23 protein-coding genes are annotated in these 23,859 nt (G+C 63.6%); 14 read left to right on the top strand and 9 right to left on the bottom strand.

Going from position 1 to position 23,859, the window contains the following annotated elements:
- Positions 1–76: 76 nt before the first annotated feature.
- Complete coding sequence (locus J2X35_RS11680; protein ID WP_310185531.1) at positions 77–664, top strand: GNAT family N-acetyltransferase; 588 nt, start codon at positions 77–79, stop codon at positions 662–664.
- Positions 665–863: 199 nt separating this feature from the next.
- On the opposite strand, the gene J2X35_RS11675 is transcribed toward J2X35_RS11680, so the two are convergent.
- Positions 864–1,733, bottom strand: coding sequence for an endonuclease/exonuclease/phosphatase family protein (locus tag J2X35_RS11675; protein WP_310185530.1), 870 nt, complete (start codon positions 1,731–1,733; stop codon positions 864–866).
- A gap of 114 nt (positions 1,734–1,847) precedes the next feature.
- On the opposite strand from J2X35_RS11675, the gene obgE reads away from it, so the two are divergent.
- The 6 genes from obgE to J2X35_RS11645 are packed head-to-tail and all read left to right on the top strand — an operon-like array spanning position 1,848 to position 6,546.
- Entirely contained in the window at positions 1,848–2,879 is a 1,032-nt protein-coding gene (gene obgE / locus J2X35_RS11670; RefSeq protein ID WP_310185529.1) for a GTPase ObgE, read from the top strand.
- 5 nt (positions 2,880–2,884) lie between these two features.
- Positions 2,885–4,048 (top strand): glutamate 5-kinase, encoded by a 1,164-nt coding sequence (gene proB / locus J2X35_RS11665; RefSeq protein ID WP_310186135.1) that lies wholly within the window; start codon positions 2,885–2,887, stop codon positions 4,046–4,048.
- Between the two features lie 3 nt (positions 4,049–4,051).
- Positions 4,052–5,338 carry a glutamate-5-semialdehyde dehydrogenase gene (locus tag J2X35_RS11660; protein WP_310185527.1) on the top strand — a complete coding sequence of 429 codons (1,287 nt, stop codon included), beginning with the start codon at positions 4,052–4,054 and terminating at the stop codon, positions 5,336–5,338.
- 34 nt (positions 5,339–5,372) lie between these two features.
- The gene (locus J2X35_RS11655; protein WP_056113601.1) at positions 5,373–5,630 is read left to right on the top strand and encodes a CopG family ribbon-helix-helix protein; all 258 of its coding nucleotides are present in this window, start codon (positions 5,373–5,375) and stop codon (positions 5,628–5,630) included.
- Positions 5,630–5,926, top strand: coding sequence for a type II toxin-antitoxin system RelE/ParE family toxin (locus J2X35_RS11650; protein ID WP_310185525.1), 297 nt, complete (start codon positions 5,630–5,632; stop codon positions 5,924–5,926). The genes J2X35_RS11655 and J2X35_RS11650 overlap by 1 nt, the downstream gene beginning before the upstream one ends.
- 32 nt (positions 5,927–5,958) lie before the next feature.
- Positions 5,959–6,546: a nicotinate-nucleotide adenylyltransferase gene (locus J2X35_RS11645; RefSeq protein ID WP_310186133.1), complete on the top strand. Its 588-nt coding sequence runs from the start codon at positions 5,959–5,961 to the stop codon at positions 6,544–6,546.
- 9 nt (positions 6,547–6,555) lie between these two features.
- On the opposite strand, the gene J2X35_RS11640 is transcribed toward J2X35_RS11645, so the two are convergent.
- Positions 6,556–7,410: a mechanosensitive ion channel domain-containing protein gene (locus tag J2X35_RS11640; RefSeq protein WP_310185522.1), complete on the bottom strand. Its 855-nt coding sequence runs from the start codon at positions 7,408–7,410 to the stop codon at positions 6,556–6,558.
- Between the two features lie 254 nt (positions 7,411–7,664).
- Between J2X35_RS11640 and rsfS the strand changes: the two genes are divergently transcribed.
- The 7 genes from rsfS (at position 7,665) to metH (ending at position 17,152) form a co-directional block, all read left to right on the top strand.
- A complete protein-coding gene (gene rsfS, locus J2X35_RS11635; RefSeq protein WP_310185519.1) occupies positions 7,665–8,042 on the top strand; it encodes a ribosome silencing factor in 378 nt (125 codons plus the stop codon).
- 43 nt (positions 8,043–8,085) lie between these two features.
- Positions 8,086–8,568 carry a 23S rRNA (pseudouridine(1915)-N(3))-methyltransferase RlmH gene (gene rlmH / locus J2X35_RS11630; protein ID WP_310185517.1) on the top strand — a complete coding sequence of 161 codons (483 nt, stop codon included), beginning with the start codon at positions 8,086–8,088 and terminating at the stop codon, positions 8,566–8,568.
- A gap of 127 nt (positions 8,569–8,695) precedes the next feature.
- A complete protein-coding gene (locus tag J2X35_RS11625) occupies positions 8,696–10,021 on the top strand; it encodes a murein hydrolase activator EnvC (RefSeq protein ID WP_310185516.1) in 1,326 nt (441 codons plus the stop codon).
- Position 10,022: 1 nt separating this feature from the next.
- Entirely contained in the window at positions 10,023–11,348 is a 1,326-nt protein-coding gene (locus J2X35_RS11620) for a S41 family peptidase (protein ID WP_056113618.1), read from the top strand.
- Positions 11,349–11,436: 88 nt separating this feature from the next.
- A complete protein-coding gene (locus tag J2X35_RS11615) occupies positions 11,437–12,615 on the top strand; it encodes a divergent polysaccharide deacetylase family protein (protein WP_310185513.1) in 1,179 nt (392 codons plus the stop codon).
- A 130-nt stretch (positions 12,616–12,745) separates the two neighbouring features.
- Complete coding sequence (gene msrB, locus J2X35_RS11610; protein WP_310185511.1) at positions 12,746–13,150, top strand: peptide-methionine (R)-S-oxide reductase MsrB; 405 nt, start codon at positions 12,746–12,748, stop codon at positions 13,148–13,150.
- A 207-nt stretch (positions 13,151–13,357) separates the two neighbouring features.
- A complete protein-coding gene (metH, locus tag J2X35_RS11605) occupies positions 13,358–17,152 on the top strand; it encodes a methionine synthase (protein WP_310185509.1) in 3,795 nt (1,264 codons plus the stop codon).
- Between the two features lie 13 nt (positions 17,153–17,165).
- Here the strand turns inward: metH and J2X35_RS11600 are convergent, their stop codons facing one another.
- The 7 genes from J2X35_RS11600 to J2X35_RS11570 all read right to left on the bottom strand — a co-directional run bounded on the left by J2X35_RS11600 (position 17,166) and on the right by J2X35_RS11570 (position 23,553).
- The gene (locus J2X35_RS11600) at positions 17,166–17,960 is read right to left on the bottom strand and encodes an ABC transporter permease (protein WP_056116294.1); all 795 of its coding nucleotides are present in this window, start codon (positions 17,958–17,960) and stop codon (positions 17,166–17,168) included.
- Positions 17,961–17,970: 10 nt separating this feature from the next.
- Positions 17,971–18,837, bottom strand: a complete 867-nt coding sequence (locus J2X35_RS11595; RefSeq protein ID WP_310185504.1) for an ABC transporter permease — start codon at positions 18,835–18,837, stop codon at positions 17,971–17,973.
- A complete protein-coding gene (locus J2X35_RS11590; RefSeq protein WP_310185500.1) occupies positions 18,834–19,922 on the bottom strand; it encodes an ABC transporter ATP-binding protein in 1,089 nt (362 codons plus the stop codon). The genes J2X35_RS11595 and J2X35_RS11590 overlap by 4 nt, the downstream gene beginning before the upstream one ends.
- A gap of 38 nt (positions 19,923–19,960) precedes the next feature.
- Positions 19,961–21,019 carry an ABC transporter substrate-binding protein gene (locus tag J2X35_RS11585; RefSeq protein WP_310185497.1) on the bottom strand — a complete coding sequence of 353 codons (1,059 nt, stop codon included), beginning with the start codon at positions 21,017–21,019 and terminating at the stop codon, positions 19,961–19,963.
- A gap of 49 nt (positions 21,020–21,068) precedes the next feature.
- On the bottom strand, positions 21,069–21,734 hold the full coding sequence (locus tag J2X35_RS11580) for an RraA family protein (RefSeq protein WP_310185493.1): 666 nt from the start codon (positions 21,732–21,734) through the stop codon (positions 21,069–21,071).
- 11 nt (positions 21,735–21,745) lie between these two features.
- Positions 21,746–22,549 carry a carbon-nitrogen hydrolase family protein gene (locus J2X35_RS11575; protein WP_310185490.1) on the bottom strand — a complete coding sequence of 268 codons (804 nt, stop codon included), beginning with the start codon at positions 22,547–22,549 and terminating at the stop codon, positions 21,746–21,748.
- A 98-nt stretch (positions 22,550–22,647) separates the two neighbouring features.
- Positions 22,648–23,553: a LysR family transcriptional regulator gene (locus J2X35_RS11570; protein ID WP_056113642.1), complete on the bottom strand. Its 906-nt coding sequence runs from the start codon at positions 23,551–23,553 to the stop codon at positions 22,648–22,650.
- Positions 23,554–23,859: the final 306 nt, after the last annotated feature.

Genomic DNA, 23,859 nt, shown 5'->3' with positions numbered 1-23,859 from the left:
TGTCTGGCGCAGCCAGGAAAAGGATCAGGGGAGATGGGTGGCCATCTCCCCTTTTTCTTTGCCTGGAGGACGTCAAATGGTTGCCGAAGCGGAAGACACGGAAGACGAAAGTTACGCGATAGACTGTCCCACGCTCGTCACCGAGCGGCTGGTGATGCGTGCGCCCTGCGAGGCCGACATCGCCGATCTGGTGCAGCTTGCCGACAACCGCCACGTTGCCGAAATGCTGGCGCGGATGCCGCATCCCTACGGCCCTGACGAGGCTCGCGCCTTCCTGGCGGCGGCGCAGGGACGCCGCTCCGGCGTCGCCTACGCGCTGACCCTCAAAAACAGCGGCGCCTTCATCGGCTGCGCAGGGCTCAACACCACAGATCGCGGGCTGGAACTCGGCTACTGGATCGGCGAGCCGTACTGGCGGCAGGGTTATGCGACCGAGGCCGCGCACGCGCTGGTCGACCTCGCCTTCACCCGCACCGGCATACAGGTGCTGCATGCCTCGACGCGGGTGATCAATCCGTCGTCGCGGCGCGTCATCCACAAATGCGGTTTCCAGTATGCCGGTCAGGGCATGCTGAACTCCATCGTCGCGGGGCAGGTGCCGGTGGAGCGTTACAGGCTCGACCGCAAGACCTGGACGTCACTGCGGAACTGGGTGCATTTTTGAGCGATATTACTATGGCAGGGCTACGGAATAGGGATCGCCCCCTCATCCGGCCGCTACGCGGCCACCTTCTCCCCGCTGGGGAGAGGAGGCAATCGCCATCGACCCCTACCTCTCCCCTCGGGGAGAGGGTTGCCGAGCGAAGCGGAGGCTGGGTGAGGGGCGCCCCGTATGCCAGGTCGCTTTGTGGGTGCGTGGAGCGCTATCCCAGTTCCAACCACACCGGCATATGATCGGAGCCGACCGCCTTGCGATCAACCCAATAGCGCTTGAGCGAAGCGGCGAGCGAGGCGCTGGTGAAGATATAGTCGATGCGCTTGTGACGGCTGGCGTCCTCGGGGCGCAGCGGATCGACCCAGGTGACGAGATCGTCGCCGGCCGCATCGAGGCGGACGGCCGCGTCGACGGCGAGGTCGGCCGTCATCGGCATGCCGAATTCGTGGTCCGGCGTGCCGGCCAGCTCGATATATTCCGGCGCGCCATGCAGCATGTTGAAGTCGCCCGCCAGAACAAAAGCCTCCGGCGTTGGCGGTTCCGGCATGCCGATCTCCGACAGGCCGGAAATGCCGCCCCCTTCGAGCGGATAGCCAAGCACGCGCTCGCGCAGGAAGCGGATCTGCCGCGCACGTTCAAGCGGCCCGCGATGGTCGAGATGAATGGAATAGAAGCGAACATAGCCGAGCGGCGTTTCGACCAGCGCTTCCAGCGCGCCGCGCTGGAAATTCATCGCCTCGAAAGAGCGGCTGCGCGGGAGAAGCAGGTTGCGCGACAACTGGATCGGCGTCTTCGACAGGATCATGTTGCCGAACTGGAACGTTGTGGTAACGGCCCGGCCAGCCTTCAGATACGAACCCATATTGGCTTCGAAATTGGCGCCGTAGACAAAAAAGTAATCAGGCAGCGCTTCACCGAGCTCGGCGACCATGTCGCGGCCGCCATTGTTGGGATTGTTGCGGGAAACCTCCTGCAGCGCGATCACATCGGCGCCGCGCACCGCATCGGCGATGCGGGCGATATCGTAGCGCCCATCGAGGCCGATGCCGTACTGGATGTTGTAACTGACCACCCGCATTGCGATATCTCCACCAAAGCGGCGCCAAATCCGCCGTTTCCGCTCTCGCCCTGTGGCGCGCCATAGGATAGAGCACTTTCACGAAATCCTTAGCAGCGGCAACCGCACAGTCCGATGAAATTCCTCGACCAGGCCAAAGTGTATGTGAGATCCGGCGACGGCGGCGCCGGGTCGGTTTCGTTCCGGCGCGAGAAGTTCATCGAATTCGGCGGGCCGGATGGCGGCGATGGCGGCCGCGGGGGGGATGTCTGGCTCGAAGCGGTCGACGGGCTGAACACGCTGATCGACTACCGCTACCAGCAGCATTTCAAGGCAAAGACCGGCGTCCACGGCATGGGCCGCAACATGACCGGCGCCAAGGGCGCCGACGTGACGCTCAAGGTTCCGGCCGGCACGCAGGTCTTTGCCGAGGACAATGAGACGCTGATCTGTGACCTGACCGTGGTCGGTCAGCGCTTCCTGTTGGCCAAGGGCGGCAATGGCGGCTTCGGCAACCAGCATTTCAAGACCTCGACCAATCAGGCGCCGAGGCGGGCGAACCCCGGACTGCCGGGCGACGAAATGAACATCTGGCTGCGGCTGAAGCTGATCGCCGATGCCGGGCTGGTCGGCCTGCCCAATGCCGGCAAGTCCACGTTCCTGGCGGCGGTGACGGCGGCCAAGCCGAAGATCGCCGACTATCCGTTCACGACGCTGCATCCCGGCCTCGGCGTCGCCCGCATCGACGCGCGCGAGTTTGTCATCGCCGACATTCCCGGCCTGATCGAGGGCGCGCATGAGGGCGTCGGCATCGGCGACCGCTTCCTCGGTCATGTCGAGCGCACCCGCGTGCTGTTGCACTTGGTCTCCGCGCAGGAGGAAAATCCGGGCAAGGCCTACAAGACCGTGCGCGGCGAGCTGGAGGCCTATGGCCATGGCCTGGCCGACAAGGCCGAGATCGTGGCGCTCAGCCAGATCGATACGCTGGATGCCGACGAGCGCAAGAAGAAGATCGCATCGCTCAAACGCGCCTGTGGCAGGGCACCCATGCTGCTCTCCGCGGTGACCCGCGAGGGCGTAGAGGCGGTGTTGCGAGCGTTGATGGCGGTGGTCGAGGAAGCGAGGGTCGAGAAAGTGCCGGTCCAGGATGACCGGTGGGTGAAATAACCGTCATGGATACGCTGTCCGGGGCCCCCCTTTCCCTGCGAGCCTACCGCCGCATCACCGTCAAGATCGGTTCCGCGCTGCTGGTCGATCGCGCCAGCGGCCTGAAGCGCGACTGGCTGCGATCGCTGGCCATGGACGTTGGCGAACTCGCGGCCGGCGGCGCGGAAATCCTCGTCGTCTCGTCCGGCGCCATCGCGCTCGGCCGCACCATTCTCGGCCTCGGCAAGAAGGCGTTGAAGCTGGAGGAAAGCCAGGCGGCTGCGGCGGTCGGGCAGATCGCGCTCGCCGGCGCATGGTCAGACGCACTGGGCAGCCAAAAGCTCAAGTCCGGACAAATCCTGCTGACGCTCGGCGATACCGAGGAACGCCGCCGCTATTTGAATGCGCGCGCCACGATTTCGACCCTGCTGAAGATGAAGGCGGTGCCGGTCATCAACGAGAACGACACGGTCGCCACATCGGAAATCCGCTATGGCGACAACGACCGGCTGGCGGCCCGCGTCGCCACCATGATGGGCGCGGATCTGCTGGTGCTGCTTTCCGACATCGACGGTCTTTACACCGCCCCTCCGGCGCGCGACCCGGAAGCCAAATTCATCCCGGTCGTCGACCGCATCACGCCGGACATCGAGGCGATGGCGGGCGCCGCCGCTTCGGAACTGTCGCGCGGCGGCATGCGCACCAAGCTGGACGCCGGCAAGATCGCAACCGCCGCCGGCACGGCGATGATCATCACCGCCGGCACGCGGCTGTCGCCGCTGATGGCGATCGAGCGCGGCGAGCGCCACACCTGGTTCCGCCCCAGCGAGCAGCCGGTCAAGGGCTACAAGACCTGGATAGCCGGGCAACTCGAACCGGCGGGCCGGCTCACCGTCGATGCCGGCGCCGTGGGCGCGCTGTTGTCGGGCAAATCGCTGCTGCCGGCCGGCGTCAAGCTGGTCAGCGGCAGCTTCGGCCGTGGAGACACGGTGGCCATCCTGTCGCCCGAGGGCCGCGAGATCGCGCGCGGGCTGGTTGCCTACGACGCCGCCGATGCCGTAAGGATCGCAGGCTTGAAGACGGCCGAAATCGAAACCGTGCTCGGCTATGAGGCGCGCTCCGCAATGATCCACCGCGACGATCTCGTGGTGAACCATGCCGGCCGTGCCGGACAGACAAGCGAAGGATGAGCCATGCTGAAACTGCATGAAAAATCCCCGAACGATACCGCGGCGCTTATGGCCGATCTCGGCCAGCGAGCCCGCGCTGCCGCGCGGCCACTGGCTGTCGCCACCACGCAATCCAAGAACACGGCGCTGGTCGCCATGGCTGACGCGCTGATGCGCAATCAGGCGGAAATCCTTCTGGCGAACGCCATCGACATGAAGAATGGCGAGGAGGCGGGCCTGGCTGGCTCGTTCCTGGACAGGCTGAAGCTCGATCCGGCGCGCATCCGCGCCATGGCGGATGGCGTGCGCGCCGTGGCGGCCCTGCCTGACCCCGTTGGCAATGTGATCGCGGCATGGGACCGGCCGAACGGGCTCCATATCGAGCGTGTGCGCACGCCGCTCGGCGTCATCGGCGTGATCTATGAAAGCCGTCCCAATGTGACGGCGGACGCCGGCGCCCTCTGCCTCAAGGCGGGAAACCCGGTGATCCTGCGCGGCGGCTCGGACTCGATCAATTCATCCGCCGCCATTCATTCCTGCCTGGTGGAAGGGTTGAAAGCCGCCGGCATTCCCGAGGACGCGATCCAACTGGTGCCGGTGACCGACCGCGCCGCCGTCGGCGAAATGCTGAAGGGCCTTTCCGGCAATATCGACGTCATCGTGCCGCGCGGCGGCCGCAGCCTGGTCGAGCGCGTGCAGACCGAGGCGCGCGTCCCGGTGTTCGCCCATCTCGAAGGCATCTGCCATCTCTATATCGACAAATCCGCGAAGCTGGAGATGGCGAAGGAGATCGCCGTCAACGCCAAGATGCGCCGGACCGGCGTCTGCGGGGCGGCCGAGACACTGCTGGTCGACCGCGCCGTCGCCTCGACGCATCTGGTGCCGATCCTGGAGGCGCTGCGTGAAGCCGGCTGCGAGATCCATGCCGACGCCGAGGTGCTCGGGGCCTTTGCCGATGCAAGCCCGGCGACCGACGCCGACTGGATCACCGAATATCTCGACGCCATCATCGCGGTGAAGCTGGTAGACGGCGTCGGCGAAGCGATCGGGCACATCGAGACCTTCTCCTCGCATCACACCGAGGCGATCGTCGCCGAGGATGAAAAAGCCGTGGAGCGCTTCTTCAACGAAATCGATTCGGCGATCCTGCTCGCCAATGCCTCGACGCAGTTCGCCGATGGCGGCGAGTTCGGCATGGGCGCCGAGATCGGCATCGCCACCGGCAAGATGCATGCGCGCGGACCGGTCGGCGTCGAGCAACTCACCTCGTTCAAGTACCGAGTGCGGGGCAGCGGGCAGGTGCGGGCGTAGTTGCCTGTCCGGCCTGTTGTGCTATATTGTGTACATGGGAACACAATCCGAGACCGTCACCGTTCGCCTCGACAGCGCGACCAAGTCCCGCCTCGAGGAACTGGCGCAGCACACACGGCGAACAAAGTCCTTCCTGGCCGGTGAGGCCATAGCCAACTATGTCGAGCGCGAACTTGCGATCGTCCAGGGCATCAAGCGGGGGCTGGCTGATATAGAGGCAGGCAGGACCGTTCCCCATGAAGAGGCAATGAAGCGCCTGCGTGCAACGATCGATCGCGTCCAAAAGCGTTGATGCCGCGCGTGGGCTGGTCGCGCGATGCGTTAGACGACCTCGACGAGGCGATCGCCCATATCGGATTCGATGCGCCCAAGTCGGCGCATCTGGTCCTCGACAGGATTGAGGCAGCTGTCGATCTCTTGGCTGAAACGCCGGCGGGCCGCATGGGGCGGGTAAGCGGAACCTATGAATGGCATGTTCGACAGACACCCTACATCATCGCCTACTCCCTGACGGATGAGACGCTCAATATCTTGCGCGTCATCCACGGCGCACGCGATTGGCCCGAAGGCGAGTGGCCGGCCGAATGATTTCTCATGACGTTCCTGATCACTACCTTCGCATGCCTTACGTCGAGAAGGGCATGCAGGTCGGTCTGTTCGGCGGTTCGTTCAACCCGCCGCATGCCGGTCACGCGCTGGTGGCCGAGATCGCATTGCGGCGGCTGGCGCTCGACCAGCTCTGGTGGATGGTAACGCCCGGCAATCCGCTGAAATCGACGCGGGAACTGGCGCCGCTCGCGGAGCGCATCGAGGGATCGAAAAAGATCGCCGAGGACCCGCGCATCAAGGTCACGGCCTTCGAGGCGGCGCATCATGTTCGCTTCACCGCCGACACGCTCGAACTGGTGCGCGCGAAGAATCCCGGTGTCGAGTTCGTCTGGATCATGGGGGCGGATTCGCTGCGCGATTTCCATCGCTGGCAACGCTGGCGCCAGATCATGCTGACGTTTCCAATTGCCGTCATAGACCGGCCGGGCGCGACATTGTCGTTCCTGTCCTCGGTGGTCGCCAAGACCTTCGACTATGCCCGGGTCGACGAGGGGGACGCTCCGCTGCTTGCCCGCATGAAAGCGCCGGCCTGGACCTTCATCCACGGGCCGCGCTCGTCGCTGTCGTCCACCGCCATCCGGCAAGCGGCAAAGGCCTGAACTGCCGGACTAGGTTCCGGGTTTCATTTCCCGATAGACCACTTCCTGCTGCGGGAAGGGTATTGAGATACCTTCCATGTCGAACCGTTCTTTGGCGAGCTTGGTGAGGCTGAGCTTGGTGGCGAAGAAATCCGCCGCCGAGGTCCAGTACCGCAGCGTGATGCCGACCGAGCTGTCGCCCAGCGTCGATACGAAGGCACTGGCCGCTGGATCAGACCGCACCCGCTTGTCCGCCCTGGCCAGGTCAAGCAGCGTCTCCTGGGCGTGGTCGATGTTGTCGCTGTAGGCGATGCCGATGACGATGTCGTTGCGCCGAACGCCGTTGCGATTGAAGTTGCGCACCGGCGTGTTCCACAGCGTTGAATTGGGCGCCAGGATGTAGATGCCGTCCAGCGCCCGCAGCCGGGTGGCGAACAGGCCGATTTCCTCCACCGTTCCCGCCACCGAACCGATCTCGACATATTCGCCGATGCGGATCGGGCGCAGCGCCAGAAGCATGATGCCGGCGGCAATGTTCTGCAGCGTTCCCTGCAGGGCGAGGCCGATGGCAAGCCCGATGGCGCCGACCGCGGCGATGATCGACGCCGTCTGCACGCCGAACTGGCCGAGCACCATGATGAAAACGAGGATCAGGATCGCATAGCGGACCATCTTGGAAAAGAAGTGCCGCAAGGTGGCGTCGAAGCCGCTGATATGGCCGAGCCCGGCGAAAGTTGAGCGTTCGGCGACACCCGCGAGCAGATAGCCGGCAACCATGAGAACAATCGCACCGAGGGCGGAAAACGAATAGGAAACAATGAGCGTGCTCAGTTGAGCGAGGCCGGCTTGGATGGTGACAAGGGCACCTTGAGCATCGATAGCCATGGCGGCGGTCCAGTTATTCGGAACTTGCATAACCCTCGCGTTTTGCCTCGGTTCCGAACTTTTCTTCCGCCCGGATGCGGGAACCGGAACGGAACGGCGCCATGGGCGTTGCTGGCACAGCGGAAGGTCCGTCTTGAAACTGCCATGCGACTCTGCCTATCTAGGTGACATCACCTGCGTCGCCTGGTGATTTGGTTGTTCTTGCTGCGAAAGGAAAGACACTGAGAACAGCACTGCGGAAGAAGGCCGACATCATGCCTTCGCCGGCCGGGATAAGCGTTGCCGATGCTTCGTCCCGCGCCATTGAAACAGTCCTTGCCAGTCTGGAAGACTCCAAGGCCGAAAACATCGTCTCGATCGACATTCAGGGAAAATCGACCCTCGGTGACTACATGGTCGTCGCCTCGGGCCGGTCGCACCGCCATGTCGCGGCTGTCGCCGATCATCTTCTCAAGGCGCTCAAGGATGCCGGTCTCGGCACTGCGCGCGTCGAGGGGCTGGCCAGCGCGGATTGGGTGCTGATCGATTCCGGCGATATCATCGTCCACGTCTTCCGCCCGGAGGTCCGCGAATTCTACAACATCGAGAAGATGTGGCAGGCGCCGGATCTCGACGACGAGACGATCCACTAGTTCGTTCTCGGACGTGCTCGGGCTTCGGCCCGTTGAGGCAGGGATGAAGATTACCGTACATGCCGTGGGCCGCATGAAGACCGGCCCCGAGAGAGAGCTCGCCGACCGCTACTTCGAGCGTTTCGCCAGAAGCGGTCCCGGCATCGGGCTCGAATTTTCCAATATTGTCGAAATTCCGGAAAGCCGCGCGCAGACTGCAAGTGAGCGCCGGCGTGACGAGGGCAGGGCGTTGCAGTCGCATCTCCAGTCCGGGACCGCGCTTGTGCTGCTCGATGAACGCGGGAAGGCTTTCACTTCCGAGGATTTCGCCGGACGGATCGGCCTGTTGCGGGATGGCGGACGCAAGGAGATGGTCATTGCCATCGGCGGCGCCGACGGACACGACCAGTCGCTGCGCGACCAGGCGGAGATGACCGTCTCCTTCGGCAGCATGACCTGGCCGCACCAGTTGGTGCGGGTGATGCTGGCCGAACAGCTTTATCGCGCCGCGACGATCCTTTCGGGCCATCCCTATCACCGCGGCTAGGGCCTCAATCCGGCTGGGTTTACCGACGGCCGATTCCGATTTTTGCCCCATTGATGCCCCAGTGTCGGATGGCCACAGCGATATGGTTGATGCTTCGTTAACGAACCCCCGAATAGAATTGGACCGAATGGCTGAACGGGTGAAATCGAGCGCGGGTTTCCGGCATGCCCGCCGTGGAATCGCGGCGGCTTTGCTGTCGTCTTTGCTCGTCGGGGTGGCCCATGGACAGAGCGCCTCTGCCGTCACTCCTGATTCGGACCAGAGCCGGACCGAATATGAGCGCATTTCCAACGAGATCACGCTGTCGGCCGAGCGGCGGGCGAAGCTCGCGGCCGAGATCGCCACCGTCCGCAAGGACCGCACCTCGATCACGGCGGCGCTCATCCAGTCGGCGAAGACCGAACAGAAGCTCGGCCAGGACATCGAGGACATCGGCGCCAAGCTGGAAGGCTTCAAGGGCCAGGAACAGATCATCCGCAAATCCCTGGCCGCCCGGCGCGACGTGCTGGCGGAGGTGCTGGGCGCCCTGCAGCGCATCGGCCTCAATCCGCCGCCGGCGCTGCTGGTCAAACCCGAAGACGCCCTTTCATCGGTGCGCAGCGCCATCCTGCTTGGCGCGGTTGTGCCGGAGATGCGCCACCAGACCGAAGTGCTCGCGGCCGATCTGGCCGAACTGTCACGCATAACCGCTTCGATCGAATCGGAGCGCGGCAAGCTGACGGCGGCCATCGGCGAGCAGGCCGCCGAGAAGCAGAAGCTGACGTTGCTGCTGGAAGCCAAGCGCAAGGCGCAGGCGGAAACCGAACAGGCGCTGGCGCAAGAGCAGCAAACGGCGCAGCAACTGGCCGCCAAAGCCGCCAGTCTGAAGGACCTTATCGGCTCGCTGGAGGCGGAGGCCGACAAGACCCGCAAGGCAGCCGACGCCGCGAGGCGCGAGGCCGAAGCCAGGGCCAACAGCGAAGCCGAACTGGCCGCCCTGCCGGTGCCGGAAGCCAATCAGCTGGCCGAATCGGTCCCGTTTTCAGCCCTGGTCGGGCAGGTCGCGCTGCCGGCGACGGGCATGATGAAGCGGCGATTCGGCGGCAGTGACGGTAACGGCGGCGTGATGCAAGGCGACACGCTCGCGACACAATCGAACGCCATCGTCACCGCTCCGGCGGATGGAAATGTTCTTTATGCGGGGCCTTTTCGCTCTTATGGTCAACTCTTGATCCTGGATGCCGGGGGCGGCTATCATGTCGTTCTGGCGGGGATGAGCAGATTGAATGTCGCGTCCGGCCAATCCGTGCTTGCAGGCGAGCCGGTCGGAGCGATGGGCGAGGCCAGGGTGGCAAGCACCGCGGCATCGTCGAATGGAAATGTCACGCCGGAACTTTACATAGAGTTCCGCAAGGATGGAAAACCCGTCGATCCGACCCCGTGGTGGGCGGGCCGCTTTTCTGGAAGGACCTGAAATGATGCGGAAAGTGTCGCTCTTGCTTGCCGGTGCGCTGATGGGCGCATCCGCCATGAGCCTTGTCTATGGCGCGCCCGGCTCCACTGCGAACGCCGCGGGCTCGGAAACCTACAAGCAACTGGCGATTTTCGGCGATATCTTCGAGCGCGTCCGGGCCCAGTATGTGACGCCACCCGATGACAAATCGCTCGTCGAGAACGCCATCAACGGTATGCTCACCTCGCTCGATCCGCATTCGTCCTACATGAATGCCGAGGCCGCGCAGGACATGCGCGTGCAGACGAAGGGCGAATTCGGCGGCCTCGGGATCGAGGTCACCATGGAAAACGATCTCGTCAAGGTCATCACCCCGATCGACGATACGCCGGCCGCCAAGGCGGGCGTTCTGGCTGGCGACTACATCGCCAAGATCGAAGGCCAGGAAGTCCGGGGCCTTACCCTCAACGATGCCGTCGAGAAGATGCGCGGACCGGTCTCCACGCCAATCAAGCTTACCATCCTGCGCCAGGGCGCCGACAAGCCGATCGAGATCACCGTGGTGCGCGACATCATCAAGGTCAAGGCGGTGAAGTTCCGGGTCGATAACAATGTCGGCTACATGAAGATCACCTCGTTCACCGAAAAGACCTATGACGATCTGCAGAACGCCATCAGCACCATCAAGAAGCAGGTGCCGAACGACAAGCTGAAGGGCTATGTGCTCGACCTGCGGCTCAATCCGGGCGGTCTGCTCGACCAGGCGGTCAGCGTGTCTGACTCGTTCCTCGACCGTGGCGAGATCGTTTCGACGCGCGGCCGCGACCCGAAGGACGTCACCCGCTTCGACGCCCGCGCCGGAGACGACATAGACGGCAAGCCGCTGGTCGTCCTGGTCAATGGCGGATCGGCGAGCGCTTCCGAGATCGTCGCCGGTGCGTTGCAGGATTTGCGTCGCGCCACCGTTGTCGGCACGCAGTCGTTCGGCAAGGGCTCGGTACAGACCATCATCCCGCTCGGCGAAAATGGCGCGCTCAGGCTGACGACGGCGCTCTACTACACGCCGTCGGGCAAATCGATCCAGGGCAAGGGGATCACGCCCGACATCAAGGTCGACCAGCCGCTGCCGGAAGAGCTCCAGGGCCGCGACCTGACGCGCGGCGAATCCGATCTCAAGGGCCATATCAAGGGCGCCGAAGAGAGCGACAAGGGTTCGGGTTCCGCCGCCTATGTGCCGCCGGAACCGAAGGACGACCTGCAACTGATCTATGCCGAGCAGCTGCTGCGCGGCGAAAAGACCGATCCGGCCTTCCCTCCCAATCCGGACAAGGCCGTCATGAACCAATAGGTCTGGCTGTCAGATCACGAGAATGCCATCCTGCCGGGGCCGCGAGGTTCCGGCAGTTTGATTCGGAAACCGCTGCAGGGGTTGCGGCTTGGCTCAGTCCATCAAGGAAATCGAACGCCCGCTGGGGCAAGACAGGCGGCCCGACGTTCCGGGACGCCGCTTCGGCATGGGCGTGAAGCAGATTGCCGGGCTCGTCGCGATGCTGGTGCTGGTGGGTATTTCCGGCGCCATCGCTCTGCGCGACAAGCCTTTTCGCAAGGCAGAAGAAATCGCCGCGGTGAAGCCGGCGCCATCACCCGCGTTGCAAACCAAGCCCGAGCCCACCGCTTCCAAACCGGCCGATCCGGCGTCCCTCGCCGCTGCCAGGCCGGATGGTCCGCAGATCATTCATGTGCAACCCACCGATACTGGTGGGGCAGCGGGCATCACTGTCCGCGATCCATCGGCTCTCGGCCAGAACCTGGCGACCGCGCATATGCCCGACAGGGCGCTGATCGAAGACAGCGCTACCGGCCCGCTGCCGATCCGGGCCGCTGATGGGCGCAGGCCGTTCGATGTCTATGCGCGGCCATGGTCGGGCGGACGCGGCGCGAGGGTCGCCATCGTGATCGGCGGGCTTGCCGTTTCGCAAACCGGCACCCAGGCGGCCATCACCAAGCTGCCGGCGGAAGTGACGCTGGCCTTCGCACCACAGGGCAACAGCATCGGCCGCTGGATGCAGGAGGCGCGCCGACGCGGCCACGAGATCGTCATGCAGATCCCGCTGGAGCCGTTCGATTATCCGAACGTCAATCCGGGCCGCAACACGCTGACCGTCGATGCCGACGCCGACGAAAACCTGAAGAATTTGCGCTGGGCGCTGTCGCGCACCACCAACTACACCGCTGTTATGAATTACATGGGCGCTCGCTTTGCCACCGACGCCGGCGCCATGGAACCGATCATCGCCGAGCTCGGCAAGCGCGGGCTTGGCTATCTCGATGACGGTTCGACCGCCCGCAGCGTTGCCTCGGAAATTGCGCTCAAGGAAGGCGTGCCGCTGGCGATCGGCGATACGACCATCGACGCCGTTCAGGATCGCGGGTCGATCCTGAAGAAGCTCGACCAGCTGGAAGCGACGGCCCGCGCCAAGGGCTTTGCCATTGGCATTGGTTCGGCTTTCAATGTCACGGTCGACGCCGTCGACGCCTGGGCCGACGAGGCGAAAAAGCGCGGCATCGAGATCGTGCCGATCTCGGCGGTCGCGACCGACCCTCAGCGCCGATAGACTTCCCTTCGCACGGAACCGTGAATGCCCATGCAGGGGCCGCCACGCCGCTGCCCTGTGCATCCTTGCAACAAAGCCCTATGTTTAGGCGGAACCAGACCTGCAACAGCCGAGACGGCAGGAGACCGACATGGACACTCATACCTATCCCGTGACCCGAAGCGACGCCGAATGGCGGGCAAAGCTTTCGCCGGAGCAATATGCCGTCATGCGCGGCCATGGCACGGAACGGCCGGGAAGCTGTGCCCTGCTCCACGAAAAGCGCGCCGGCACCTTCAAATGCGTCGGCTGCGATCAGCCGCTGTTCGAATCCAAGCTGAAATTCGAAAGCGGCACCGGCTGGCCGAGCTTCAACGATCCGGTCCCCGGCTCGATCGAAACCACCGTCGACCGTTCATATGGGATGACGCGCACCGAGGTTCACTGTGCCACCTGTGGCAGCCATCTCGGCCATGTGTTCGAGGATGGCCCGCCGCCCACCGGCCTGCGCTATTGCATCAACGGCGTGGCGCTGGACTTCGAGCCGGCGGCCTGACCTGAGGCAAGTTGAAGCGCCGGTTTTCGTCGGCGCTCGATGCCCTCCACTATAAACCGACTGTCCGGTGGGATCCCACTGCCGTCCACCGGCGGAGCTGTCCCGCGATCGATCCAGGCCTTGGAATGCAAAAGAGCGACTATTGTATGTTGACATAAAGATGTCTTTATATGACTTAGAGTCGTTTGCAGAACAATGGGTGTCGCGATGTCGGCTATGGATGAACTCTTTGGCGAGACGGCCCTCCGGCAGGACGGAGAGGTTTTTGCCGCTCTGGCTGCGGCTGCGCGCGAACGCATCCTTATCCTCGACGGCGCCATGGGCACGCAGATCCAGGGTCTCGGTTTTGATGAAGATCATTTCCGGGGCGACAAGTTCGCCGGGTGCGCCTGCCATCAGCAGGGCAACAACGACCTTCTGATCCTGTCGCAACCCAAGGCGATCGAGGACATCCACTACGCCTATGCCAGGGCGGGCGCCGACATCGTCGAGACCAACACCTTCTCCTCCACCTCCATTGCCCAGGCCGATTACGCGATGGAGGACATGGTTTATGAGCTGAACCGCGATGGCGCCCGGCTCGCCAAGCGCGCGATCCGCCGGGCCGAGCAGGAAGACGGCCGCCGCCGGTTCGTCGCCGGCGCGCTGGGGCCGACCAACCGCACCGCCTCCATCTCGCCCGATGTCAACAATCCGGGCTACCGCGCGACCTCCTTCGACGATCTGCGCCTCGCCTATGGCGAGCAGCTGCGCGGTCTGATCGATGGCGGTTCGGACCTGATCCTGATCGAGACGATCTTCGACACGCTGAACGCCAAGGCGGCGATCTTTGCCTGCGAGGAGATTTTCGCCGAGAAAGGCGTTCGCCTGCCAGTGATGATCTCCGGCACCATCACCGATCTGTCCGGCCGTACGCTGTCAGGTCAGACGCCGACGGCGTTCTGGCATTCGGTGCGCCATGCCAAACCCTTCACCATAGGCCTCAACTGCGCGCTCGGCGCCGCCGCCATGCGGCCGCATCTGGCGGAGCTCTCGGGCGTCGCCGACACCCTTGTCTGCGCCTATCCGAACGCCGGCCTGCCCAACGCCTTCGGCCAGTATGACGAGACACCGGATTTCATGGCGCGTCAGGTCGAGGATTTCGCACGCGAAGGCCTGGTCAACATCGTCGGCGGCTGCTGCGGCTCGACCCCCGAGCACATCGCCGCCATTGCGCAGGCGGTGTCGAAGCACGAGCCACGCAAGCCGGCTGCCCGAACGCCGCTGATGAAGCTTTCCGGCCTTGAGCCGTTCACGCTCACCGAGGACATTCCCTTCGTCAATGTCGGCGAGCGCACCAACGTCACCGGCTCGGCGAAGTTCAGGAAGCTGATCACCGCAGGCGACTATGCGGCCGCGCTCGACGTCGCACGCGACCAGGTCGCCAATGGCGCGCAGATCATCGACATCAACATGGACGAGGGTCTGATCGACTCGCAAAAGGCGATGGTCGAATATCTGAATCTCGTGGCTGCCGAGCCCGACATCGCCACCGTTCCGGTGATGATCGACAGTTCCAAATGGGAGGTCATCGAAGCCGGCCTCAAATGCGTGCAGGGCAAGCCGATCGTCAATTCGATCTCCATGAAGGAGGGCGAGGAGGCCTTCCTGCACCATGCAAGGCTTTGCCGGATGTACGGTGCGGCCGTCGTCGTCATGGCGTTCGACGAGCAGGGCCAGGCGGATACGAAGGCGCGCAAGGTTGAAATCTGCACCCGCGCCTACAAGCTGCTGACCGAGCAGGCGGGCTTCGCGCCGGAAGACATCATCTTCGACCCGAACGTGTTCGCCGTCGCCACGGGCATCGAGGAACATGACAATTACGGCGTCGATTTCATCGAGGCCACCGGCGAGATCACCGCCACGCTTCCGCACGTCCACATCTCGGGCGGCGTCTCCAATCTTTCGTTCTCGTTCCGGGGCAACGAACCGGTGCGCGAGGCGATGCACGCCGTGTTCCTCTACCATGCCATCCAGCGCGGCATGGATATGGGCATCGTCAATGCCGGCCAGCTCGCCGTCTACGACACGATCGAGCCGGATCTGCGCGAGGCCTGCGAGGACGTGGTGCTCAACCGCGCGCCGAAAGCCGGGGGCACCGCGACCGAGCGCCTGCTGGAAATCGCCGAGCGCTTCAAGGGCACGGCCGGCAAGGAAGCCAAGGAACGCGACCTCGCCTGGCGCGAATGGCCGGTCGAGCAGCGGATTTCTCATGCCCTCGTCAACGGCATCACCGAGTTCATCGACGCCGATACCGATGAGGCGCGACTTGCCGCCGAGCGCCCGCTGCATGTCATCGAAGGCCCGCTGATGGCCGGCATGAATGTCGTCGGCGACCTGTTCGGCGCCGGCAAGATGTTCCTGCCGCAGGTGGTGAAGTCGGCCCGTGTGATGAAACAGGCGGTGGCCGGGCTGCTGCCGCACATGGAGGCCGAGAAGCTCGCCAACGCTGCTGCGGGCATCGAAAATGGCGAGCGCAAGACTGCCGGCAAGATTCTGATGGCGACCGTGAAAGGCGATGTCCACGACATCGGCAAGAACATCGTCGGCGTCGTGCTCGCCTGTAACAATTACGAGATCATCGACCTCGGCGTCATGGTGCCGGCCACCAAAATCCTGCAGACCGCCAGGGACGAGAAGGTCGACATCATCGGCCTGTCCGGCCTGATCACGCCATCGCTCGACGAAATGGTGCATATGGCGTCGGAGATGGAACGGGAAGGGTTCGACATCCCGCTGCTGATCGGCGGAGCGACGACCAGCCGCGTTCACACGGCGGTCAAGATCCATCCTCGGTATTCGAAAGGCCAGACTGTCTATGTGACGGACGCCAGCCGTGCGGTCGGCGTCGTTTCCAACCTTTTGTCGCAGGATGTGAAGCCCGGTTACGTCGAGACGATTCAGGCTGAATACCAGAAGGTCGCCGACGCCCATCACCGGTCGGAAGCCGACAAGCAACGTCTGCCTTTGGCCAAGGCGCGGGCGAATTCCCACAAGGTCGACTGGCCGGCCTATACACCGCCCAAGCCATCCTTCCTTGGGACACGCGTGTTCGAGACCTGGGACCTGGCCGAACTCGCCCGCTACATCGACTGGACGCCGTTCTTCCAGACCTGGGAACTGAAGGGCCGCTATCCGAAAATCCTCGACGACGAGAAGCAGGGGCAGGCGGCACGTCAGCTCTTCGAGGATGCGCAGGCGATGCTTGCGAAGATCATCGAGGAGAAATGGTTCGCGCCCAAGGCGGTAATCGGCTTCTGGCCTGCCAATGCCGTCGGCGACGACATCCGCCTGTTCACCGACGAAAGCCGGTCCGAGGAACTGGCGACCTTCTTCACCTTGCGCCAGCAGCTGACCAAGCGCGACGGCAAGCCGAATGTCGCGCTCGCCGATTTCGTCGCGCCGATGGACAGCGGCAAGCCGGACTATATCGGCGGCTTCGTCGTGACGGCCGGCATCGAGGAAGTCGCCATCGCCGAACGCTTCGAGCGCGCCAACGACGATTATTCCTCGATCATGGTCAAGGCGCTCGCCGACCGCTTCGCCGAGGCCTTTGCCGAGCGCATGCACGAGCAGGTCCGCAAGGAGTTGTGGGGCTACGCCCCGGATGAAAGCTTGACGCCTGACGAACTGATTGGCGAACCCTACCAGGGCATCCGCCCGGCGCCCGGCTATCCGGCGCAGCCCGACCATACCGAGAAGGTGACGCTGTTCAAGCTGCTCGACGCTGAGAACAAGGCCGGCGTCACCCTGACTGAGAGCATGGCCATGTGGCCCGGCTCCTCCGTGTCCGGCATCTACCTGTCGCACCCGGAGAGCTATTATTTCGGCGTCGCCAAGGTCGAACGCGACCAGGTCGAAGACTATGCGGCGCGCAAGGATATGCGCGTCGCCGATGTCGAACGCTGGCTCGGCCCCATCCTCAACTACGTGCCTGCTCCCTTGGTAGAAGCGGCGGAATAGTCGCCGGGGCGCTCTATTTGACGAACGCCTTGCCAAGCCCCATGGCGCGCTCGACGATCATGATGACGCCGAGGGTCAAGAGGATCAGCAGGACGGATGCGGCGGCGACCAGCGGGTCGGCCTGGTTGAACACGTAATTGTAGAGTTCCACGGGCAGCGTGCTGATGCGCGGGCCGGTCAGGAACAGCGTGATCACCACTTCGTCGAAACTGACGAGGAAGCAGAGCGCGGATGCCGCGACAATGCCGGGCGTCAGCATCGGCAGGGTGACGCGGAAGAAGACCGTCAGCGGTTTCGCGCCCAATGTCCGGGCGGCTTCCTCGCAGGCGCGGTCCTGCGTGCCCAGCGAAACCGCCAGCACGCGCAGCGCATAGGGCAGTGTCACCACCAGATGGGCAAGCACCAGCCCTTGCATCGTCGCCAGCAGGCCGAAGGAAGCAAAGACGATCAGGATTGCCAAGCCGAGCACGATCGTCGGCAGAAGCAGTGGCGCGGTGAACAGGTTGAACAGGAACTCCTTGCCGAAGAAACTGGTCCGCGTCATCGTCCAGGCGGCGGGCACCGCGATGACGATGGACAGGATGGTGACGACGACAGCCAGCGTCAGGCTGGTCCAGAACGCCTTCAGCATGACGGTGTTTTGGAACAGGGCCGTATACCAGCGGGTCGACCAGAAGCTGGGCGGAAACTGCAGCACCTGATCGCCGGAGAAGGAGATCGGGAAGACCAGGATCACCGGCGCCAGGAGATAGAGGAACAGCACCAGCACGAGGACGCGCATCGGCCACGAGGTCTTGTGGATTTCCATCATGACCTCCTCAATCCAGCCGCCGCAGCACGACGGAATAGGCCCAGAGCGCCGCGCCGAAGACGATCAGGACCAGGATCGACAGGGTCGAGGCCAGCGGCCAGTTCAGGGTGACGATGGCCTGGTCGTAGATTTCCGTGGCCAGCAGGAAGACGCGGCCGCCGCCCATCAGCTTGGGCGTGATGAAGGACGAAACGGCCAGCACGAAGCAAAGGAGGCAGCCAAGCGCGATGCCGGGCAGCGTCAATGGCAGGATGATCTTCCAGAATGTCCGCGAAGGGGTCGCCCCAAGCGTGCGCGCTGCCTCCTCGACGCGCGGATCGAGCCGTCCGAAGCCGGCCATCAGCGCCAGGATCATATAGGGCATGAGGATCTCGGTCAGGCCGATGAAAACGCCCTTGATGTTGAACATCAGGCTCGGCGCCGGCAGTCCGACATACCTCAGGAAGCTCAGCACCGGCCCGTTGTCGGTCAAAAGCGCGATCCAGCCATAGGTGCGCACGACCGCCGAAGTCAGCAGTGGCGAGATCACCAGTACGGTCAGGAAAGTCTTCCACGACCCGGTCGATCGATGAAGATAGAGCGCGATCGGATAGGAGACGACGAGCGTCGTCAGCGTGATCGCCAGGCTGATCCATACCGAATTGAAGATGAGTTCGAGGTAGAACGGATCGCGCAGCAGGCCGGTCCAGTTCTCCCAGGTGAAGACATTGGCGATGCCGCCGCCGGCGGTCGACTGGTTGAAGGAATAGCGCGCCAGGTTAAGCACCGGCAGGATGAAGCCGATCGCATTGATCAGCGCGATCGGAAGAAGCAGCACGATGGCCAGCTCGCCGGAGCGCCAAACGCGAGGAGCCGTTGCGGATGCGGCGTTCATTGGTCTTTGTCCGGATAGACCAGCGTGTCCCCGGCCGACCAGGCGAGGCTCACCGTGTCGCCCACCGCGAAGGGGGGTGCGATGCGACGCGTCGCTTCCTCGATCATGATCTCATCGCCGCCGACGCGCACGCCATATTGGACAAGATCGCCGATGAAGGTCACGCTGGCGATCTCGCCTTGCACGAGGTTGCTGCCTTCAACTGCCTTGCCTGCGCCGGCAGGCTGCATGGCGATGCGATGCGGCCTGACCAGAACCTCCACCTTGCCCGGTTCAAGCTTTGCGGAACTGGTCAGTTGCTGCCCGGCCGCGCTCAGGTTCCCCTGCGCATCGACAGTGCCTTTCAGCCGGTTCGTCCGCCCGACGAAATTGGCGACGAAGGCGGTCGCCGGCTTTTCGTAGATTTCGGTCGGCGTGCCGAACTGCTCCACCCGTCCGTTGCGCATGACGACGATCCGATCGCACATCGACAAGGCCTCGACCTGGTCGTGGGTGACGAAGACGGCGGTGATGCCGCTCGCCTGCTGCAACGCCCTGATCTGCACGCGCATCTCGTCGCGCAGCTTGGCGTCGAGATTGGACAGCGGCTCGTCGAGAAGCAGGATGGAGGGCTGGATGACCAGCGCCCGCGCCAGTGCCACCCGCTGCTGCTGGCCGCCCGACAATTCCTTCGGCTTGCGCCCGGCCAGATGGCCGAGCTGGACCATGTCGAGCGCCGCCCTGGTGCGGGCGGCAATCTCGCCGGCGGCGAGATTGCGCATCTTGAGGCCGAACTGGACGTTGCGGCTTACATCCATGTGCGGGAACAGGGCATAGCTCTGGAAAACCATGCCCATGTCGCGGTCGTGGATTGGCAGCGCTGTGATGTCACGGCCGCCGACATGGATGCGGCCGTGCGAAGGCGTGATCAGGCCCGCGATCATCCTGAGCGTGGTGGTCTTGCCGCAGCCCGAAGGGCCGAGGAAGGCGACCATCTCGCCCTTGCGGACCGACAGGTCGAGCGAGGGGATGACATTGACGGAGCCGAAGCTCACGCCAATGTTCTCCAGTCTGAGATGATCTTCCTTGGCGGTCGAAACGGTCACGGCAATCTCCCTTTGCCCGGATCGTGAACCAACCGGAATCAACGGCTGAGCGGAATAATGCGCCGGCGCCACTGCTCGGTGATGGCATCCCGGATCTTTGCCACCTCAAGCCAGTTGATGTCGATCATCTGGTCCATCGAGCCCGCCGCCGTCCGCTCGATCGCTTCCTTGGAGATCAGCGGCGCTGCCTTCGAATTGGTCGGCGCGTAGAACATCGCCTGGGTAAAGGCAGCCTGGGCTTCCGGGCTCAGCGCATAGTCGACGAACTTCTTGGCGCTTTCGCTGGCAGGGCCGCCCTTGACCAGACCGATGACGTTGATCTGGAAGCCGCTGCCTTCCTTCGGCAAAACTACGCCGAGCTTGCCGCCGGACAGGTCGGCATAGACCTGGGCGCGGGCATTCCAGCCGATGCCGATCGAGGCCGTGCCGCTGGAGATCGGCTGGTAGACATCGGGACGCGGGTCCCAGGTCTGCACATTGGGCGCCAGTGCTTCGAGCTTCTTGAGGCCGGGTTCCACCGTCTCGGTATAGTTGGTTCCGCCGGCCATCTTGTTGGCGATGATGGTAAGCGTCGTGCCCTGGATGTCCGGCACCGCCGGGATCGAAACCTGCTTGGCGTAGGTCTTGTCCCACAGGGCTTCCCACGAGGTCGGCGCCTGCTTGATCTTGCCGGTGTTGTAGAGAAGCACGAGGTTGTCAAAGGTGACGCCGACGGCGTTGACGCCGGCAATTCTGGCCTGCGGGTAAAGGTCGGCGATATGCTTGGAAACGCTTTCGTCCATCGGCGCGAACAGGCCTTCGCCGGTGGCAGCCTTGGCGACCGAAACGTCAAGGATGGCTGCATCGATCTGCGGGGCGCTGGCCTGCGCGCGCAGGGTGCCAAGCGTCTGCGCGGAATTGGGCATCGGGTAGAATTCGACGGTGATGTCGGGATTGGCCTTCATGAAAGGCTCGACCACGGCCTTCACGTAATTTTCCTGGAAGATGCCGGCATAGCCGGCGACGACCACATTGTCGGCCATGGCCGTTCCGGCCGTCAGCATCGACAGCGACAGGGCGACGATGCCTGCCCCGAAGGCGCGTTTCATTTTAGTCATTGATCTTCTCCTCTTGAATGAACGTTCCCTGTTCTTGTTTTTATGCGTCTTATGCCGCCCGGGATGCCTCCACCAACCGGGTAGCGCCGGAAATGTCCGGCAGTTTCTCGCCATTGCGCAGGCGCTCGAGCAAAACGAGTTCGTTCTGCTGCATGCCGATGGCCTTGTCGGCAGCCCACTCGGCCTGGTCGGGAGCCAGCACCACGATGCCGCTTTCGTCGGCGATGATGGCGTCGCCCGGATTGACGATCTGGCCGCCGACGGAGACCGGAACGTTGATGGCGCCTTCGAGCCCGAGGATCTTGGTGGTGATGGGGGAAGGACCACGGCACCACATCGGCAGGTCGACCCGGCGGATTTCGGAGAAATCGGTCGCCGGCCCGTCGATGACGGCGCCCACAATGCCGCCGAGCTTCATCGAATGGGTGACGACGCCGCCCCAGCAGGCGTGCTTGTCGTCGCCGCAGCGGTCGACGACGACGAAATCGCCGGGCCGCACCAGCTTGGTCAGATAGTGCAGGATGGTCGAGTCCGCATGGGGCAGGCGCACGGTGACGGCGGTGCCGCCGATACGCTTTTCAGGCAGCACGGCGCGCAATTCGCGGTCCATGAAGCCGGAATGCAGGAAGTGGCCGACCGTCGCGGTCTCGACCTGTTCCATCTTCTTGATCAGTTCCGGAGCGATCTGCTCCGGCATTGGATTGACGACGAACATTCGACCGCTCCTCAGATGACGTGATGCTGCGCGACGGGCACATCGGCGCGGACCTTGGAGATGCGGTCCATGTCGAGCTTCGCCGTCGTCGTTCCGACGCCATCGGAACATTGCGCGACCATGTGGCCCCATGGATCGATGACCATCGAATGGCCCCAGCACCATTTCTTGCCGTCTGCATGCGCGCCGGTCTGGCCGACCGCGACGAAATAAGTCTGCGTTTCGATGGCGCGTGCGCGCGCCAGGACTTCCCAGTGATCTTTGCCGGTCATCAGCGTGAAGGCGGCGGGAAGCACGATAACGTCGGCGCCCTTGTCGCGCAGCGCGCGGAACAGCTCCGGGAAACGGATATCGTAGCAGATGGCGCAACCGACCGTGGCGTCGCCCACCTTGTAGGTCACCACGTCTTCGCCGCGGCTGATCGTGTCGGACTCGCGATAGGAGACGCCGCCGGGCGTATCGACGTCGAATAGATGCATCTTGCGATACTTGGCGATTTCCTCGCCGTCGGGGCTGAAGACGACCGATGCGTTAAAATGGTTGTTGCCCTGCTTTTCGACCATCGAGCCGGCATGCAGGGTGACGTTTAGTTCCTTGGCCAGCGCCGCCATGCGCTGATAGACGGGGCCGTCGGGGAAGCTTTCACCGCTGCCGTGGACGGCGTCGCGGCCCTCGCCGAGGAAAGCGAAATATTCGGGCAGCACCACCAGGTCCGGCTGCTCCTCGGCCACCACTTCGCGCACCATCCGCTCCGCCTCGTCGAGGTTTTTGGCCTTGTCCGAATCGGAATTCATCTGAACGACACTGATCTTCATCGACATCCTCCGCGTCTCGTGTTGACGCATCGTCATGGGGAAGACGCGATCTGACAAACGACAAAGAATTATCGTTCGCGATAAGAAAAACTTGTGATCTACGCGAAGGGCAAAACGGTCCTGGGCGGCTGATAGGAGGCTTCGCGCGCGATGACCGAAAGGATTGAAGGCACGAGGTTTTCCGGGTCGTCGGCGTAGACGGCGTGGAGCTTCAGCGCCGGGAAACGGGGCGTGATCGACAGCACTTCCAGTGCTCCACGCTGGATCAACGGCTGGATCATCGGTGACGGCAGCAGGGCGATGCCGACGCCGTCGCAGGCCAGGCGCGACATCGCCGACAGCGAGTTCGAGTTGGAAATGACCGGCGGCGCGATGCCTCGTTCCTCGAACTGGCGCAGCAGCCATATATGCGGCACGCTGTTGCGGGAGAAGGTGAGCACCGGATAGGGCGCCAGATCCTCCAGCGTCAGCCGCTTGTCCGAGAGCCCGAAGGACGGCGCCGCCACCCACACGCATTCCATGGCGTTCAGATCGATGTTCTTCAACCCGGCGCGCAGCACCGGACCCATGACCAGCGCGAGGTCCAGCCGACGCTCGCCGATCTCGCGGGCGATGGCCAGAGAAGTATCGACGTTCAGATCGATGCTGAGCGACGGGAAGCGCTCCTTGGTCATCTCGATGAAACGCGGCAGCCAGGCGTGAACGATGGAATCGATCGTCCCGATGGACACGGTCGCCCGCAGCTGCTCGGGATTTCCGATCGACACCTTGAAATTGGTCGCGGCCCGCAAAAGCTCTTCCGCCGGCTGGATGGCGCGCTGGCCGATGCTCGACAGCCTCACGCCGCCGGCGACGCGCTCGAACAGCTCGCAGCCCATTTCCGCCTCGAGGCTGGCGATGCGGTTGGAGACCGCGGCCTGTGTCGCATTCAGCCGCTCCGCCGCCGCGCGAAAACTTCCCAGGCGCGCCACCCAGACGAATGTTTCGACGAAACGGATATTCATGGCGGCAGTGCCCCAGATTTTCGCGTCCAGCGTAACAGCCGAGCGGCACGGTCCTCAAGCACAGGGCAATGGCGAAACGGCGCATTGTAACGACCTTTGGAAAAGTCATCGCCTGGGCGGCCGGTTGCCGAAGCTAATTTCTACAATATTAGTAGAGTTCGCAATCAAATGCGCTCGCAACACCGTCCCGACGATGGCTTCATTCAAACCAGCGAAACAAAGAGCGAGACACGCATCGTGAGTAAAAGTTATAACATGCTTGACATGTCAGAACATATTAGCCATTTTTCGCCAGTCACGTCGTGA

Origin of the sequence: Mesorhizobium sp. BE184 (assembly GCF_031457045.1) — a bacterium.
GTDB lineage: Bacteria > Pseudomonadota > Alphaproteobacteria > Rhizobiales > Rhizobiaceae > Mesorhizobium.
The sequence above is the reverse complement of the archived record's forward strand: the minus strand, read 5'-3'. Positions and strand labels throughout refer to the sequence as shown.

Excerpts from the sequence above, each read along its gene's own strand:
- J2X35_RS11680 (WP_310185531.1), top strand. The coding sequence starts at position 77 with ATGGTTGCCGAAGCGGAAGACACGGAAGACGAAAGTTACGCGATAGAC.
- J2X35_RS11675 (WP_310185530.1), bottom strand. The coding sequence starts at position 1,733 with ATGCGGGTGGTCAGTTACAACATCCAGTACGGCATCGGCCTCGATGGG.
- obgE (WP_310185529.1), top strand. The coding sequence starts at position 1,848 with ATGAAATTCCTCGACCAGGCCAAAGTGTATGTGAGATCCGGCGACGGC.
- proB (WP_310186135.1), top strand. The coding sequence starts at position 2,885 with ATGGATACGCTGTCCGGGGCCCCCCTTTCCCTGCGAGCCTACCGCCGC.
- J2X35_RS11660 (WP_310185527.1), top strand. The coding sequence starts at position 4,052 with ATGCTGAAACTGCATGAAAAATCCCCGAACGATACCGCGGCGCTTATG.
- J2X35_RS11655 (WP_056113601.1), top strand. The coding sequence starts at position 5,373 with ATGGGAACACAATCCGAGACCGTCACCGTTCGCCTCGACAGCGCGACC.
- J2X35_RS11650 (WP_310185525.1), top strand. The coding sequence starts at position 5,630 with ATGCCGCGCGTGGGCTGGTCGCGCGATGCGTTAGACGACCTCGACGAG.
- J2X35_RS11645 (WP_310186133.1), top strand. The coding sequence starts at position 5,959 with ATGCCTTACGTCGAGAAGGGCATGCAGGTCGGTCTGTTCGGCGGTTCG.
- J2X35_RS11640 (WP_310185522.1), bottom strand. The coding sequence starts at position 7,410 with ATGGCTATCGATGCTCAAGGTGCCCTTGTCACCATCCAAGCCGGCCTC.
- rsfS (WP_310185519.1), top strand. The coding sequence starts at position 7,665 with ATGCCTTCGCCGGCCGGGATAAGCGTTGCCGATGCTTCGTCCCGCGCC.
- rlmH (WP_310185517.1), top strand. The coding sequence starts at position 8,086 with ATGAAGATTACCGTACATGCCGTGGGCCGCATGAAGACCGGCCCCGAG.
- J2X35_RS11625 (WP_310185516.1), top strand. The coding sequence starts at position 8,696 with ATGGCTGAACGGGTGAAATCGAGCGCGGGTTTCCGGCATGCCCGCCGT.
- J2X35_RS11620 (WP_056113618.1), top strand. The coding sequence starts at position 10,023 with ATGATGCGGAAAGTGTCGCTCTTGCTTGCCGGTGCGCTGATGGGCGCA.
- msrB (WP_310185511.1), top strand. The coding sequence starts at position 12,746 with ATGGACACTCATACCTATCCCGTGACCCGAAGCGACGCCGAATGGCGG.
- metH (WP_310185509.1), top strand. The coding sequence starts at position 13,358 with ATGTCGGCTATGGATGAACTCTTTGGCGAGACGGCCCTCCGGCAGGAC.
- J2X35_RS11600 (WP_056116294.1), bottom strand. The coding sequence starts at position 17,960 with ATGGAAATCCACAAGACCTCGTGGCCGATGCGCGTCCTCGTGCTGGTG.
- J2X35_RS11595 (WP_310185504.1), bottom strand. The coding sequence starts at position 18,837 with ATGAACGCCGCATCCGCAACGGCTCCTCGCGTTTGGCGCTCCGGCGAG.
- J2X35_RS11585 (WP_310185497.1), bottom strand. The coding sequence starts at position 21,019 with ATGACTAAAATGAAACGCGCCTTCGGGGCAGGCATCGTCGCCCTGTCG.
- J2X35_RS11580 (WP_310185493.1), bottom strand. The coding sequence starts at position 21,734 with ATGTTCGTCGTCAATCCAATGCCGGAGCAGATCGCTCCGGAACTGATC.
- J2X35_RS11575 (WP_310185490.1), bottom strand. The coding sequence starts at position 22,549 with ATGAAGATCAGTGTCGTTCAGATGAATTCCGATTCGGACAAGGCCAAA.
- J2X35_RS11570 (WP_056113642.1), bottom strand. The coding sequence starts at position 23,553 with ATGAATATCCGTTTCGTCGAAACATTCGTCTGGGTGGCGCGCCTGGGA.